A 15206-nucleotide genomic window follows, 5' to 3' on the forward strand; every position below is an offset into this window, starting at 1 on the left:
CTCAGCGGCTCATGCGAAGACATGGAGGCGGTAGAGCCCGCCCGTGTGACATCGCCCTACAGGCGAGCGGACGGGGGAGTCAGCCCTGTTGATGCAAGCGGTGCGGCTTCCGGACGACCGCGCGGCTCAGCCGGGCTGAGCCGTGAGCTCCAGAGCGTCGGCGCGACGCCTCGGCAGCTTGCTTTGCGCTTCGACGAAGTGCTTTGAGCTCCCACGAAGCAGGGAGATCGCGGGCTCCTCGCGCGGCGCTACGAGCCGCCCGTCGCGCGCCGCATGGCGCAGTCGAGATCGCCGTTGCAGGGATCGCCCGCCGCGCGCGCGCCGCCCTGGCTCGGCGGGGCGGCGCCGCCGCCGACCGGTCCGCTGCTCTCGGCGCGCCTCGCCGCCGCCTTGCCCGCGCCTCCCGGGGCAGCGGGCCGGGCCTTCGCGCCGCGCGCGGCGCGCTCGTTCGCCTTGTCGCCGCGCTTCGGCGAGGTCGCCGCCTCGCTCTCGGCTTGGGCCTTCGCCTCCACCTTCGGCACGCGCGAGAGCGCCGCGCTCGCCGCCGGGCGCACCCCGGGCTGCGCGGCCGCGCGCAGCGCCTCGCGCGGGGCGCCGAGCCACACCGCGCTCGCCACGACCGCGGCGCCGGCGACGGCCATCACCCCAACCCGCACGCCCGCCGCCCGCCGCGCGCGCGGCGGACGCAGATCGACGGGGACCTCGGAGGGCACCGGCGTGAGATCGGGTGGCCTGAACGCCGGCAGCTCCGGCCCGCCGAACGGGAAGAGATCCAGATAGCTGCTGCGCTGCTGATCATCGCCGGCGGCCAGCCCCTGGATATCCACCATCCCGGAGCCCTTTGGCCCCTGATCGCCCCGCGCGCCCGCTGGCTTCGCGGCGGCGGCCTCCACCGCGAGCAGCGCGCTCAAAGAGATCACCACCGAGTTCTCGTCCCGCGGCCCGGCCGCCGCGCCGTCCGGCGCAGCGCCGCCGCTCGAGGATCGCTTATCCGCATCACCGGACATGGATTTCGTGCTTCCCATACGCTCCACCCCGCCTGCCCTCCGTGTCGTCCGAGCACAGGGCGCAGACAGCATCCACCAATCTACGTGGACTCCTCCGCTCTTGATACAAGTTTTTCGCTGCACTGGAGAGCGCACCTCATCGCAACAGGGCCGTAGCGCTCAGCGCTCGTGCGCGCCGAGGACAGAGCGCCCCACACCGGTTCGGCGCCAGCGACACCGGCGCGGCGGGTCGGACGCCGGGCCGGCGCTCCGGAGCCATCGTCGACCACCCGGCCGCGCGGGCGCCTGGGACGGCTCCGCCTGCGCGCTGCCCCGCCTCTCCGCGGCGCGGTACCGCCAGGCCATCGCCGCGGCGCGGCCGAGACTCGCTTTGTGATCGGGGACCCTGATTGGCGCTGCGGAAAGCGCGCCTCGTCCCCCGGCCGGTCGACATTTCATCTCGACGAAACCTCGAGGAAACATGGCGCTCGGCATAAGACATTTCACCACGACGTCGTGTCGCTGGCCCCTGTCCGAGGGCCGAGCCTCGCTGTGCGGGGCGGTCCTTCGGTGTCCGGCCGGGAGTCTCGAGTTGCCGACTCCCGAGCTTCCCAACGGCTCTTGTGCAGTCGGTCCGCCGCGCCGCGTCGATGCAGGGCATCGAACGCGCACCGGCACCCCAAGGAGGATGCGTTGAATATGTTCACGTCTGGGCGAAGCGTTGAGGAGCGGCCGGCGGCGGGCTCCTTTCGGCGGCGGTCGCTCTGCGTCGCGGCGGCGGCCCTCGCCGGCGCGGCCTTGCTCTCCGCCTGCGGCAACGAGGGCAAGGAGGCGCCGGCGCCGGGGGGTTCGCCCGGGGCGGCGCCCGCCTCGGACAGCGCCACCATCAAGGTCGGCGTGCTCCACTCGCTGAGCGGCACCATGTCGATCAGCGAGGTGGCCGTCAAGGACGCGACGATCCTCGCGATCGAGGAGATCAACAAGGCGGGCGGCGTGCTCGGCAAGCAGCTCACGCCGGTGATCGAGGACGGCGCCAGCGACTGGCCCACGTTCAACGAGAAGGCCAGGAAGCTCGTCCAGCAGGACGGCGTCGCGGTCGTGTTCGGCGGCTGGACCAGCGCCAGCCGCAAGGCGATGCTGCCCTCGTTCGAGGAGCTGAACGGCCTGCTCTTCTACCCGGTCCAGTACGAGGGCCTGGAGCAGTCGCCCAACATCTTCTACACCGGCGCCGAGCCGAGCCAGCAGATCGTCCCCGCGGTCGACTACCTGCTCGAGAAGGGCAAGAAGCGAATCTACCTGCTCGGCTCGGACTACGTCTTTCCGCGCACGGCGAACAAGATCATCAAGGCCCAGCTCGCCGCGAAGGGCGGCGAGCTCGCCGGCGAGGAGTACCTGCCGCTCGGCGGGACCGAGGTCAGCACGATCATCAGCAAGATCGGCGCCGCCAAGCCGGACGCGATCTTCAACACGCTGAACGGCGACAGCAACGTGGCGTTCTTCAAGCAGTTCAAGGACGCCGGCTACACCGCCGACAAGCTGCCGGTCCTCTCGGTGAGCGTCGCCGAGGAAGAGGTGCGCGGCATCGGCGCCGACAACATCGCCGGACACCTCGTCTCGTGGAACTACTACCAGACCACGGACACCCCGGAGAACAAGAAGTTCGTCGAGGCGTACAAGGCCAAGTACGGCGCCGCGCGCGTCACGGACGACCCCATCGAGGCGGGCTACTTCGGGGTCTACCTCTGGAAGATGGCCGTCGAGAAGGCGAAGTCGACCGAGGTCGCCAAGGTGAAGGAGGCGGTGAACGCCGGGGGCATCGAGTACGCCGCGCCCGAGGGGCTGGTCCGGCTCGACGGGAAGAACCAGCACACGTGGAAGACGGTGCGCATCGGCAAGGTCCGGCAGGACGGCCTCATCGACGAGGTCTGGAGCACGGGCAAGCCGATCCAGCCGGATCCGTACCTCACCGCATACCCCTGGGCGAAGGAGCTGGCCGCGAAGTAGCGCGGCCGGCCGCGCGGAGCGCACAGGGGGAATCGCCGTGAGCCCCCCTGTGCCTCTGCGGCTCGAACCTCTCTTGCGCGGCCTCTCAACCCTGTTCGGTGCTCTAGCATGAACGAAGTTCTCCTCCACGCCTTCAACGGCCTGAGCCTGGGCTCGATCCTCCTGCTCATCTCGATGGGCCTCGCGTTCTCGTTCGGGCTGATGAACGTGATCAACATGGCCCACGGCGAGTTCATCATGGCGGGGGCCTACACGACGTACGTCGTCGGGCAGCACGTCGCGCCGCTCGTCGGGGGGACGGACGCCGGGCTCTGGTTCCTGCTCGCGCTGCCGGCCTCGTTCCTCGTGGCCGGCGTGCTCGGGCTCGTGCTCGAGCTCTCGATCGTGCGCTTCCTCTACGGCAGGCCGCTCGACACGCTGCTCGCCACGTGGGGGGTCGGCCTCGTGCTGCAGCAGGCCGCGCGCAGCCTGTTCGGCGCGTCCAACGTGCAGGTCTCGAGCCCGTCGTGGCTGAGCGGCGGCGTCGCGCTGTCGGGCGGGGTGCAGCTGCCTTACAAGCGCGTCTTCCTGATCGCCCTCGTGATCGCGTGCATCGCCGCCGTCTACACGTACCTGCACCGCTCCGCGGGCGGCAGGCGCCTCAGGGCGGTGATGCAGAACCGGGAGATGGCCTCGTGCCTCGGCGTCCGCACGCGCCGGGTCGACGCCGCGACGTTCGCGCTCGGCGCGGGGCTCGCCGGGATCGCCGGGTGCGCGCTGACGCAGCTCGGCTCGATCGGCCCGTCGCTCGGGACGAACTACATCGTCGATGCCTTCATGGTGGTCATCCTCGGCGGCCTCGGGCGGCTGCCCGGGACGGCCATCGCGGCGCTCGTGATCGGCGTCGCGAACACGCTGCTCGAGCTGTCGACGACGGCCTCGCTCGGCAAGGCGCTCGTGTTCGCGCTGGTGATCGCCTTCCTGCAGTGGCGGCCGACAGGCCTGCTCGCCCTGCGCACCCGATAGGAGAGGACACGGACATGGCCCCTCGAGACTCCGCCCTTCGCACCTTCCTCTGGACCTGGGGAGCGCCCCTCGCCGTGGCGTTGCCGCTCCTCGTCGCGCCGCTCGTGCTCTCCGATTTCCGGCTGAACCTGCTCGGCAAATTCCTCACGTTCGCCATCGTCGCCCTGGGCCTCGACCTCATCTGGGGCTACGGCGGGATGCTGAGCCTCGGACAGGGGCTCTTCTTCGGCCTGGGCGGCTACGCGATGGCGATGTACCTCAAGCTGGAGACGTCGGGCTCGCGCCTCCCCGACTTCATGAGCTGGAGCGGCCTCGAGGCGCTCCCGCTCTTCTGGGAGCCGTTCCGCTCGCCGGTCGTGGCCCTCTGCGCCGTGGTCCTCGCGCCGATGGCGATCGCGTCCGCGGTGGGCTACCTCGTCTTTCGGAGCCGCGTCCAGGGGGTGTATTTCTCGCTGATCACCCAGGCGCTCACGCTGATCGCGTCGATCCTCTTCGTCGGCCAGCAGGCGATCACGGGCGGCACGAACGGGATCACGAACCTGAAGACGATCTTCGGCTTCGCGCGGGGGGCCGCCTCGACGCAGACGGTGCTCTATTTCGTGACGCTCTTCTGCCTGGGGGCGCTGTATCTCCTGTGCCGGCGGCTCACCCAGTCGCGCTTCGGGCGCCTGCTCGTGGCGGCGCGCGACGACGAGAACCGGGTGCGCTTCCTCGGCTACAACCCGGTCACGCTGAAGACGCTGGTGTTCGCGCTGTCGGCGGGCATGGCCGGCATCGCCGGCGCGCTCTTCGTCTGCCAGGTCGGCCTCATCTCGCCGTCCTCGATGGGCGTGATGCCGTCGGTCGAGATGGTGACGTGGGTGGCGGTCGGCGGGCGCGGCACGCTGATCGGCGCCGTGGTCGGGGCGATCCTGGTGAGCCTGGGCAAGAGCGCGCTGAGCGAGTCGTACCCCGAGGTGTGGCAGCTCGGCTTCGGCGCGCTCTTCGCGGCGTCGGTCATGCTGCTGCCGACGGGCATCGCCGGCTTCCTGCGCCGCCACGCGTCGCGGCTCGTGCGCCGCGACGCGGGCGGCGCGGCGGGCCCGGCGCGCGCGCGCGGCGAGGCCGCCGTGGACGACCCGGTGGGCGTGGGCGAGGTGGAGGCGCGCACCGAGGCGCCCGCGACGTCCGGGCGCTGAGGGGGAGGAAATGGACATGAGCGGAGATGAGCGCGAGAGCGAGCAGAGGAGCGATGGGATGAGCCGCGGCAACATCGTCGAGGTCCAGCAGGTGACGGTGAGCTTCGACGGCTTCAAGGTGCTGGACGGGCTCGACTTCTCCATCCAGCGCGGGGAGCTCAGGTTCTTGATCGGCCCGAACGGCGCCGGGAAGACGACGCTGCTCGACATCCTCACCGGGAAGACGAAGCCGTCGAGCGGGCGTGTGGTGTTCCACGGAGGTGGGGAGTCGGGGCGAGAGGCGGTCGAGGCGCACCGGCTCCCGGAGCACGCCCTGGTCCGGCTCGGGATCGGGCGGAAGTTCCAGACGCCGGCGGTGTTCGGCAGCCTCACGGTGCTCGAGAACCTCGAGGCGGCGATGGGCTTCCGGGAGAGCGCGCCGGGGCTCCTCCGCGGGCTGTCCGCGGCGCAGGAGAAGGAGATCGCCGAGGCGCTCGATCGGATCGGGCTCCGGCGGCGCGCCGACGTGCGGGCCGCGGTGCTCGCGCACGGGGAGCGGCAGTGGCTGGAGATCGGCATGCTGCTCGTGCAGCAGCCGAAGCTGCTCCTGCTCGACGAGCCGGTGGCGGGGATGACCCGGCGCGAGCGCGATCGCACCGGGGAGCTCGTCCAGGAGATCGCGAAGGAGCGGTCGGTGCTGGTCGTGGAGCACGACATGGAGTTCGTCCGGCGGTACGCGAGCACGGTGACGGTGCTGCACGCCGGCCGGAGGCTGTGCGAGGGGCCTGTCGAGGAGGTCCAGCGCAACGCGCAGGTGGTCGAGGTCTACCTCGGTCGGGCGCACGACGCCGGGCGCGCGCGCGGCGGCGCTCGGGCCGCGGTCGCGGCGGAGGAGCGGTAGAGAGATGCTGGTGGTCGAGGATCTCGCGGTCTATTACGAGGAGAGCTGCATCCTGTCGCAGGTCAGCTTGGACGTCGCGCCCGGCCGGGTCTCGTGCCTCCTGGGGCGGAACGGGGTCGGCAAGACGACGCTGCTCAAGGCGATCATGGGCGTGCTGAAGCCGCGGCGCGGGAAGGTGGCGCTCGACGGGGCGGATCTCACCTCGAGGTCGCCGAGCGACCGGGCGCGCGCGGGCATCGGCTATGTGCCGCAGGGGCGCGGGATCTTCCCGTACCTGACGGTGCGAGAGAACCTGCTCATGGGCTTCGAGGCCAGGAGCGACGCCACGCCGAGCCCGGCGGCGCTCGAAGAGATGATGTCGATGTTCCCCATCCTGAAGAAGTTCCAGGCGCGGGCGGCGGGGACGCTGAGCGGCGGGCAGCAACAGCAGCTCTCGCTCGCGCGCGTGCTGCTGCGGAAGCCGAAGCTGCTTTTGCTCGATGAGCCGACGGAGGGGATCCAGCCGTCGATCATGCAGGAGATCGGGGAGGTGATCAAAGACCTCGGGAAGAAGGGCGACATGGCGATCCTGCTCGTGGAGCAGTTCTTGGATTTCGCGCTCTCGACGGCGAGCGAGTACTTCATCATGGATAACGGGGGGATCGTGCGGCGGGGGAGCGTGGCGGAGTTCAACGACGAGATCGCGAGGGAGTTTCTGGCGGTGTGAAGGGGCGGCGCCGGAGCTCCTGACGCTGGCAGCGGCACGTCCGCGGGCAGGTGGCCGCAAGGCGCGCCAACGGCGCGGGACTATGCCAGCGCGTCTTCTGCGCTGTCCGCGGTCATGGCCTGGTCCAGCCATCGGTGCAGGGTGTCCAGCTCGGAGCAGGCGTCGATCTGGGTCTCCATCGCCGCGGTCGGCGCGAAGCCGCGGCGAGCCAGCAACCTGCGTAGCAGCGCGCGCGCCTCAGTGAGCTGGCCCTCCTCGATGAGCTGCTCCTTGACCTCCGGGCTGTGGGCGAGCAGGGCCTGGAGGATCCACTGCCTGCGCGCCTCGATCTCCGGGTCGTCGACGCGGGCGAACCGTCGCAGCAAGTCCTCACGGGTCTTCGGTGACATCGGCAGGTATTCTAGCATGGAGATCACCCATTCCACATCCCGCCGCGGTGCGACCCACCGGGCGAAGTCGTCGAGGGCCTGTCCTGAGCGCGCCGTCAGGAACGGCACGAGCTCGTCGCGCAGCGGCAGCTCGTTGGCCGCGATCCAGAGGAACAGAAATGGCGAGGGCCCGACGCGGTAGCAGCCGGGGGCGAACCGCTCCAGCGCCCGGACGGTGTGCAGCCACGATGGCAGGTGGGGAGCGACGACCCAGAGCGGCTCCTCGCCCATCCAGGGCGGCTCGCGCTCCTCGATGCGCTCGATCTCGCGCGCGAGCCGGCGGAGCGTGGCGCGCTTGAGCTCCACGATGTCGACGTGGTCGCCGGCCATCTTGATCTCGACGACCACCTCGTCATGGCCGCACGCCTCCGGCCAGGGCGCGGCAAGGGGAACGAGCCCGTCGGGCCGCACCACGCGGAGATAACCGTCGGCCTGGACGCGCTCGAGCCGGACCTCGGGCGGCCGGTGCCATGCGGCGGAGCCGGCGGTGACGCTCGGGGTCACCTCGGCGAAGGTCAGCTTCGCGAACCCGTCCAGCTTGCCCACGGGGGCGTTGATATCAGCTCACCTGCGGCAATGCACTTCGAATAAGCGCTCTGCACGGCAGATAAAGAGAGATGGATTCGCGTGCCTGCGCGCAAGTGCGTGAGAGCGGGTGACCGTGGCCCGGAGCCAGGGGCGACACCGCACCGCGCGATCGGGCCGGCCGCGGAGCGCCGCGGAGCCGCGCGAGGGCCGGCCGCGGCGGGGTGGGCACGGCCTCTCATCCGCCACAGGCCGAACACACGCCAAGCGGACGGGCGCGGACCGTGGGACGGCGCCGCCTCCCGCGAGCCCACGAGGCTCAGACGGCAGCGCCTGCCGGCGGCGATCCGGCGCCCACCTGAATCCACGGCCCCCGAGCTCGGCCACCTCCTCCTGCGGCGAGGACCTCGGAGGTGGCCGGATTCGAGAAGGCGGGAAGAAAGCTCGATGCTCTTGCCACCTTCCCTTCTTCATGGAATCGCGCCCAGCATCGACCGCGACGCCGCCTCGCTCGCCCGCGGAGCCGGCCGCGCTGCGGGCCGCGGCGACGTGCGCGCTGGGCTCGCCGCGCTCGACATGGCTCGACATCGACCGAGGAACCCTGGGACCATGGGCATCCGTCGATGAGCTGCCCGAGCTGGTGCGAGGCGTACGCGCTCGGCGCCGAACGGACCCGTGAGCGAGCTAAGGAGAAGAGATGCGAAGTGTGCGCGCTGGATGGTGGTGGGCAGCATCGGCCTTCGTGGCCAGCGGTTGTACGGCGCTCCTGGGGCTCGACAAGGACTATCACCCGCTGGACGGCGCGGGCGGCGGCGCCAGCTCGAGCGGCGGCGACGCCGGCTCCGGCGGCGGCGACGCGAGCTCGGGCCGCGGTGGCGCCGGTCATGGCGGCGGCGGTGCCGGAGAGTGTACCCCCGACGACGCGCGGTGCTCGGACAACCAGCTCGCGCGGTGCAACGACGACGGCCAGTGGAACGCCCCGGAGCCGTGTCCCTCGGAGGCGCCCGTGTGCCGCGGAGCCGCGTGCACGACCCCCCCGAGCTGCGACGGTCTGCCGTCGACGTGCGGTCCCGGGGCGACCGAGAGCTGCTGCGCGAGCGCGGTGGTGCCCGGGGGAACGTTCAACCGCGGCAACGATCCCGCATCCCCGGCGACGGTGAGCGACCTCCGGCTCGATCGCTTCGAGGTGACGGTGGGGCGGTTCCGGAAGTTCGTGGAGGCGTACCCCGGGAGCCAGCCCGCGGCAGACGCGGGGGCGCACCCGGGCATCCCGGGGAGCGGATGGAACCCGGCCTGGAACGGCGAGCTGCCGGCAGACGCGGCGGCGCTGCGCGCCGCGGTGATGTGCAATCCGGACAACCCGGACATGCGGACGTGGACGGAGGAGGCAGGCGGTCAGGAGCACCTGCCGATGAACTGCGTGAGCTGGTACGTCGCCTTCGCGTTCTGCGCGTGGGACGGGGGCCGCCTCCCGACCGAGGCCGAGTGGAACTACGCTGCGGCCGGAGGGGGCGAGCAGCGGCAGTATCCGTGGTCGAATCCACCGGAGTCGACGACCATCGACGCCACCTACGCGTCCTACGATTGCAGGGAGAGCGCGGCGCCCGGCTGCACGTTCCAGAGCGACTTCAGCGACATCGTGCCCGTCGGATCTCGCTCGCCGAAGGGCGATGGGCGGTGGACGCAGGCGGATCTCGGCGGGAGCATGCGGGAGTGGGCGCTGGATGGATACGGGACCTATCCGGCGGAGTGCGTCGATTGCGCCAACCTGACGGACACCTCGAACCGGGTGGTCCGCGGCGGGAGCAGCTTCGGCGCGCCGAGCTACCTGCTGACGTCCGCGCGGGTCAGCGTCGCCCCGTCGGCCCCGTACTACAGCCTCGGCGTGCGGTGCGCGAGGAGGCCGTAGGCGCCGCGCTCAGCCGAAGAAGTCGAACGCAGTCCCGGCGCCCCTCTCGCGCGCGGCGGCGTAGATGACGCGCGCGAGCGCCACGTCCTGGATCGCGAGGCCGGTCGAGTCGAACACCGTGATGGCCGCGTCGCCGCGCCCCGCCAGCTTGCCCGCGACGACCTCGCCGAGCGTCCCCTGGATGTGCTCGCGGTGCATGGCGCCCTCGTGCAGCGGCACGTTGACCTCGCCGCTCTCGGTCGCCTGCGCCCAGTCGTCGATGATCACGCGCGCGTCGCGGAGGATCTCCGGATCGAGCTCCTGCTTGCCGGGCGCGTCGGCGCCCATCGCGTTGATGTGCGCCCCCGGTCGGACCCACGCGCGCCGCACGACCGGCGCGCGCGCGGGCGTGGACGTGCAGAGGATGTCGCAGCCGGAGGCCTCCTCCACCGAGACGGCGCGCCCGCCCGCCTCGGCCGCGAACCGCTCGCTCGCCTCGCGCGACGCGTCGGCGGTGAGCACCTCCAGCCGATCGCCGTAGACGGCGCGGTGGGCGTCGAGCAGGAAGCGCGCCTGCACGCCGCAGCCGATGAAGCCGAGCGTCCTCGCGCTCTGCCGCGCGAGGTGCTTCGACGCGATCGCCGCGGCCGCGCCGGTCCGTACCGCCGTGAGGCGGGTCGCGTCCATCACGGCGAGGGGCACCGCCGTGGCGGGATCGCTGAGGATGTAGAGCCCCATGACGGACGGCAGGCCGAAGCGGGCCGGGTTCTTCGGGTGCGAATTGACCCACTTCACCCCGGCCGCCCCTTCGGCGTAGGCCGGCATCGCACGGAGGTCGCCGTCGTGGGCAGGCAGCCCCAGGTACACCTTCGGCGGCATCGCGGCCTCGCCGCGGCCGTACGCCGCGAACGCCGCTTCCACGGCGGCGATCGCCGCGTCCATCGCGAGGAGGGAGACCACATCGGACTGGGAGAGGAGCAATGTTTTCTCGGGCTTCATCCGATGCGACCGTACGCGACGCCGAGCGCGAACGCACGCGTTCCCACGTGCGGACCGGTGTGCACGCATGCTCCGCCCGCCGCCTCCATGGGCCCTCTTTTCGTGAAAGGGACGGCTGTCCCGCTCGGATCCAGCGGCCGAGAGCGGCAGTCACGGAGCGCCGGCGACATGAACCGGGGGGTTGGCAGGCCACGCCGTTGCGCTGAAGATGGCGTAGCTGCGCCGTGGGGTGGGGTGCACCCCGCGTGTCGATGATCTCTCTTGTGGTGGAGCGGGTGGATGAACGTACGACTCGTTGCAGGTCTCTTTGTGCTCGCGCTCTCGGCGACCGCCGGATGCGGTGATGATGGAGGCGAAGGGGGCAAGGGCGGAGCCGGCGGCGCTGGCGGCGCCGGCGTCACGGGCAGCGGCGCCGGCGCATCGGGCGCGACCAGCACGGGCAGCAGCGGCGGCGCCGAGCCCACCGGCACCGGCGGCGCCGGCGGCGCCGAGCCCACCGGCACCGGCGGCTCCGGCGGCGCCGAGCCCACCGGCACCGGCGGCTCCGGCGGCTCCGGCGGCGCCGAGCCCACCGGCACCGGCGGCGGTGGAGGGACGCCCGTCAACTACGGCGCGGCGTGCACCTACGATGGGGCGTGCGACGGCGAGTACTGCATCCGGGAGACCGACTGGGGCTGGCCGGCTGGTTCCTGTGCGGGCCTCTGCGATCCCATCGTGGGCGCCTGCGACGAGGGCGGCGTCTGTGTCGATTTCGGCGATCTGGGCCTGTGCATCCGTCGCTGCAGCACGACCGACGAGTGCCGCGACGGCTACAGGTGCAGCGACATCGGCGGCGAGATCACGGCGTGCATCCCGGCGTGCACCGAGAACGCGCAGTGCGCGGAGCTCGGCCTGTGCGACAGGCTCGACGGCCTCTGCAAGCTCGGCGAGCTCGAGTGCTCCGACGGCGAGGACGACGAGGGCGACGGCCAGGTCGACTGCGCGGACAGCGACTGCGCCGCGACCTGCCGTCCGCTCGTCGACGCAGCCTGCGCGGGCGCCGCGCCGGTGACGACGACGATCGAGGGCGACACGTCGAGCGGCACGCGCGTGCTCCACGGCAGCTGCACCGGCGCCGGGCCGGAGGAGATCCACATGTTCACGCCGCCCGCCGGCCAGTCGGGCACGCTCCTCGTCGTGCTCCAGTCGGAGAGCAACCACGGCCTCTATACCCGCGCGACGTGCGCGGACGCGTCCACCGAGACCGCGTGCGAGGATGAGCACGCCGCCTCGGGCGCCGAGCCCGACGAGGAGGAGCTCGAGGTCGTCGTGCACAAGGACCAGGCGGTGCCGATCGTCGTCGACGCCCGCACGCCCGCCGACGCGGGGCCGTACACGCTGGACCTCGTGTTCTCGCCGGCCACCTGCGGCGATGGGATCGTCAGCGAGCCGGAGGAGTGCGACGACGGCAACACCGCCGACGGCGACGGCTGCTCCGCCGCGTGCACCCTGGAGATCGACGACGTCTGCGCGGACGCGCCCGCGGCCGTCCTGGGGAACAACGCGGGCGACACCACGGGCGGCACGATGGTGTTCGAGGGCACCTGCACCGGCCGTGGTACGCCGGAGAGGCTCCACGCGTTCACGCCGCCGAGCGACGGCACGCTCAGGCTTGTGCTGTCCTCCGAGACCGACCAAGGCTTCTACGTGCGGACGGGCTGCTCGGGCCGCCAGCTCGCGTGCGTCGAGGACCAGATCGCCGGCAACGACGAGCGGCGCTCGATCGACGTCGAGGGCGGCGTGCCCCTGATCGTCTTCGTCGAGGCGTACCGCCTGACAGACGTGGGGCCTTACTCGCTCCGCCTCTCCTTCACCCCCTCTCCCTGAGCTCTGACGCCGCACGGCGTAGCGCCCGCCGGGCCGGTGGATGAGGTACGCTGCGCGCGTGCTTGCCGCCCTTCCCTCAGCTCAGCCATATCGCCGCGCGCGCCTGCTCGCCGCCGCGCTGCTCGCCGTGTGCGCCTGCCAGCCGGCCGCCGCGCCGCCGGCCCGCACCTCCCAGGACGCCCCGCTGCACCCCGGCGCCGCGACGCCGCCGTCTCGCGTCGCCGACCCGGCCCCACGGCCCGCGCCAGCGGCCGCGGGCGACAGCGCCGCGCAGCGCGCGCAGGAGGCCGGGGGCGATCGCGCGCCGGGCGCCGGCGCGGCGCGCGCATCGTCGCTCGACGGCAGGTCCCCCGTGAAGCTCGCGCCGCCGCCGTTCGGCCAGGCGCTCTTCCGGCCCGCGCCGGCCGGAAGCTCCGCCGCCCCGCGCCTCGTGAAGATCGCCGAGCAGAAGAACAAGATCACGGACGAGGCGGCGTGGTTCGCCGCGAACGGCCTGTCGCTGCCGACGCTGCAGGTGCCGAGCGCGGCCGCGGGCGAGGCGAGCGGCTCCCGGCCCCTCCCCTCCTTCGTCCCCGAGAGCTACCGCGACCAACCGCTCGTCAAGGCGATCGATCACGGCGACCACCTCGCCCTGTTCTACGGCCCGAGCTTCGCCGAGGCGCGCTTCGTCGCGATCCTCGACGCGGCGCACAGGGTCGCCGCCTTCTTCGATTTCGAGAGCTTCCTCATGCCGCCCGAGATCGCTCCCAACGAGGCCGATTTCGTGCGGGGCCACGTCGGCTGGGCCGTCGTCAAGGACGGCGTGCTCTACGTCTCGTCGGGGCACAGGACGTACGCGGCCTCCTCGAAGGGCAAGAACGCTTTCCTGTCAGCCATCGATCTCGCCTCCGGGCAGCTCCTCTGGCAGAGCGCGCCGCTCGTCTGCAACGCGGAGAACTTCGTCCTGCGCGGAGATCATCTCCTCTGCGGTTACGGCTTCACGGCCGAGCCGGATTTCCTCTATGTCCTAGAGCGCGCCACCGGCAAGGTGGTCTCGAAGCTCTCGCTGAAGAGCGGGCCTGCGTTCCTCGTCGAGAAGGACGGCAAGCTCTTCGTCCGCACCTACGACACGGATTACGTCTTCGAGATCCGCTGAGCGGCGCTCGGGCGCGGCCGGCGCGCTGGCGGCCGGCCCGATGCGGGGCCGCGCAAGCGCCGCGCTCGCTCCCCTGGTGCCGCCCGGCCCCGGCGCGACGCGCCGTGCGCACCTGCTCCCGATCGGCACGGCTGCGGCGCGGCGGGCGAACCACCGAGTCGCTCGGCGCGGCCGAGGCCCGCCGCGGTGGTCATGCCCGCCGCCGGGAGCGGTCGAGCTCGCTCGACTCGTGCTGCCTCGGTTTCCCGGACCGGACAGGCGCGTGGCATTCCGAGGAGATGTGACGGAACGACCCGAGACGCCCCGCGTGTCGCAAACTGCCCCAGCGGAGGACGCTCCGTCGCTCATCGCCACGCCCCCCGCGCCAGCCTGGAGATCCACGACGGACGCAAGAACCTGCGCCTGTCGCGCAGAGCCTGCGCCGCCCTGACCCGGCCCGGCGCGGCTCGACCGCGGAGCTCGCCGCCCGCGGCTGCCGCACGCCGGAGCGACCATGGCAGCGAACTTGCTACCTGCTCACTTCAAGCACACACGAGGTGTTCATGGTCGCGAAGAACAACCACTCGGAACCTGCGCCTCAGGCGAAGCAGAAGCATCCCGATGAGCTGCATCGCGATTTGAACCCGAACCACATGGCCGGGCAGAACCTCGGGGGCGGGCCTTCCATCCTGGATCCGAGCGTGAAGCTCGCGTCGGACATCAAGGAGCTGACGCGCCAGCTTCAGGACTTCACCTCGGACGAGCTCCGGGAAATCCCGGTCCTGCCCGAGGGGGCCCGGCTGCTGCAGGACGCCGTCTACGTCGACCTGGCAGACCCGGAGCGGCGCGAGCTCCGGGCGACCGCACAGATGCTCGCGAGGTCCGGACAGTACCTGGTACCCAGATCAGACACCCCGCACATGTACTGGAATCGGCTGGTACGAATCAGCGATTCACATCGACTGCAGTGATGCGTCCCAGCGACGCAGGATGAAAGGAGCGAGCATGCAAGTGGAGCTCACCTTCCGACACATCGACAAAAGCCCCTCGCTCGAGGAGCTGATCCGGGAGCAAGCGAACAAGATCCAGCGGTTCAACGACCACATCAACAGCTGCGCCGTGGTCGTCGAGCGCGACCATGCGAGCCAAGGCACGGGCGGAGAGTACCGCGTGCGCGTCGATCTCCACGTCGCCGGCAAGCACGAGATCGTGAGCGAGGAGCGGGCCGCCAGGAACCTGCTGCCCACGGCGGTGCGCGACGTCTTCCAGCGCGCCGGCCGCCAGCTGAAGAAGCTCGCGAGCGAGCAGCGGAGCGAGGTGAAGTCCCACCCGGCGCAAGACACGGCAGGCGTCATTACCAAGCTGTTCAACGACTACGGGTTCATCACGACGATCGATGGTCGGGAGATCTATTTTCACGAGCGAAGCATCGTGTCGGCTCCGTTCTCCGAGCTGAAGATCGGCATGGGCGTCGCCTACACGGAAGAGGACGGCGACGAGGGGCCCCAGGCGAGCACGGTGCGGATCGTGGACGCGCGCGGCGGCAACCGCGGTCGCGAGGAGATCCCTACGCTCAGCTAGTCCAGAGCGAAGAGGTCGCGGGGCTCGTTCGCGCGGCGCGCGAGCC

At 71.5% G+C, this 15206-nt stretch carries 13 protein-coding genes; 10 read left to right on the forward strand and 3 right to left on the reverse strand.

Annotation, left to right across the window (positions count from 1 at the left end):
• Positions 1 to 248 precede the first annotated feature (248 nt).
• Positions 249 to 923, reverse strand: coding sequence for a hypothetical protein (locus WME83_RS34280; RefSeq protein WP_437313925.1), 675 nt, complete (start codon positions 921 to 923; stop codon positions 249 to 251).
• Between the two features lie 762 nt (positions 924 to 1685).
• Here WME83_RS34280 and urtA point away from each other — a divergent pair.
• The 5 genes from urtA to urtE all read left to right on the forward strand — a co-directional run bounded on the left by urtA (position 1686) and on the right by urtE (position 6759).
• Entirely contained in the window at positions 1686 to 2990 is a 1305-nt protein-coding gene (gene urtA / locus WME83_RS34285) for an urea ABC transporter substrate-binding protein (RefSeq protein WP_437313926.1), read from the forward strand.
• A gap of 108 nt (positions 2991 to 3098) precedes the next feature.
• Positions 3099 to 3995 carry an urea ABC transporter permease subunit UrtB gene (urtB, locus tag WME83_RS34290; protein WP_437313927.1) on the forward strand — a complete coding sequence of 299 codons (897 nt, stop codon included), beginning with the start codon at positions 3099 to 3101 and terminating at the stop codon, positions 3993 to 3995.
• Positions 3996 to 4009: 14 nt separating this feature from the next.
• Entirely contained in the window at positions 4010 to 5173 is a 1164-nt protein-coding gene (gene urtC, locus WME83_RS34295; RefSeq protein ID WP_437313928.1) for an urea ABC transporter permease subunit UrtC, read from the forward strand.
• 16 nt (positions 5174 to 5189) lie between these two features.
• A complete protein-coding gene (urtD, locus tag WME83_RS34300) occupies positions 5190 to 6053 on the forward strand; it encodes an urea ABC transporter ATP-binding protein UrtD (protein ID WP_437313929.1) in 864 nt (287 codons plus the stop codon).
• Positions 6054 to 6057: 4 nt separating this feature from the next.
• Positions 6058 to 6759 (forward strand): urea ABC transporter ATP-binding subunit UrtE, encoded by a 702-nt coding sequence (urtE, locus tag WME83_RS34305; protein ID WP_437313930.1) that lies wholly within the window; start codon positions 6058 to 6060, stop codon positions 6757 to 6759.
• An 80-nt stretch (positions 6760 to 6839) separates the two neighbouring features.
• On the opposite strand, the gene WME83_RS34310 is transcribed toward urtE, so the two are convergent.
• Complete coding sequence (locus WME83_RS34310; protein ID WP_437313931.1) at positions 6840 to 7733, reverse strand: hypothetical protein; 894 nt, start codon at positions 7731 to 7733, stop codon at positions 6840 to 6842.
• Positions 7734 to 8454: 721 nt separating this feature from the next.
• Here WME83_RS34310 and WME83_RS34315 point away from each other — a divergent pair.
• Positions 8455 to 9621, forward strand: a complete 1167-nt coding sequence (locus WME83_RS34315) for a formylglycine-generating enzyme family protein (protein WP_437313932.1) — start codon at positions 8455 to 8457, stop codon at positions 9619 to 9621.
• 9 nt (positions 9622 to 9630) lie between these two features.
• Here the strand turns inward: WME83_RS34315 and WME83_RS34320 are convergent, their stop codons facing one another.
• Positions 9631 to 10599, reverse strand: a complete 969-nt coding sequence (locus WME83_RS34320; protein ID WP_044986383.1) for an alanine dehydrogenase — start codon at positions 10597 to 10599, stop codon at positions 9631 to 9633.
• A gap of 279 nt (positions 10600 to 10878) precedes the next feature.
• Here WME83_RS34320 and WME83_RS34325 point away from each other — a divergent pair, with 279 nt between their 5' ends.
• From WME83_RS34325 to WME83_RS34340, 4 genes are all read left to right on the forward strand, one after another.
• A complete protein-coding gene (locus tag WME83_RS34325) occupies positions 10879 to 12465 on the forward strand; it encodes a DUF4215 domain-containing protein (protein WP_437313933.1) in 1587 nt (528 codons plus the stop codon).
• 58 nt (positions 12466 to 12523) lie between these two features.
• Positions 12524 to 13600 carry a hypothetical protein gene (locus tag WME83_RS34330; RefSeq protein WP_437313934.1) on the forward strand — a complete coding sequence of 359 codons (1077 nt, stop codon included), beginning with the start codon at positions 12524 to 12526 and terminating at the stop codon, positions 13598 to 13600.
• Positions 13601 to 14142: 542 nt separating this feature from the next.
• On the forward strand, positions 14143 to 14550 hold the full coding sequence (locus tag WME83_RS34335) for a hypothetical protein (protein WP_437313935.1): 408 nt from the start codon (positions 14143 to 14145) through the stop codon (positions 14548 to 14550).
• 34 nt (positions 14551 to 14584) lie between these two features.
• A complete protein-coding gene (locus tag WME83_RS34340; RefSeq protein WP_044986385.1) occupies positions 14585 to 15160 on the forward strand; it encodes an HPF/RaiA family ribosome-associated protein in 576 nt (191 codons plus the stop codon).
• The last annotated feature ends 46 nt before the right edge of the window (positions 15161 to 15206 follow it).

This window comes from Sorangium sp. So ce385, from assembly GCF_051474135.1.
Classification (GTDB): domain Bacteria; phylum Myxococcota_A; class Polyangia; order Polyangiales; family Polyangiaceae; genus Sorangium; species Sorangium cellulosum_D.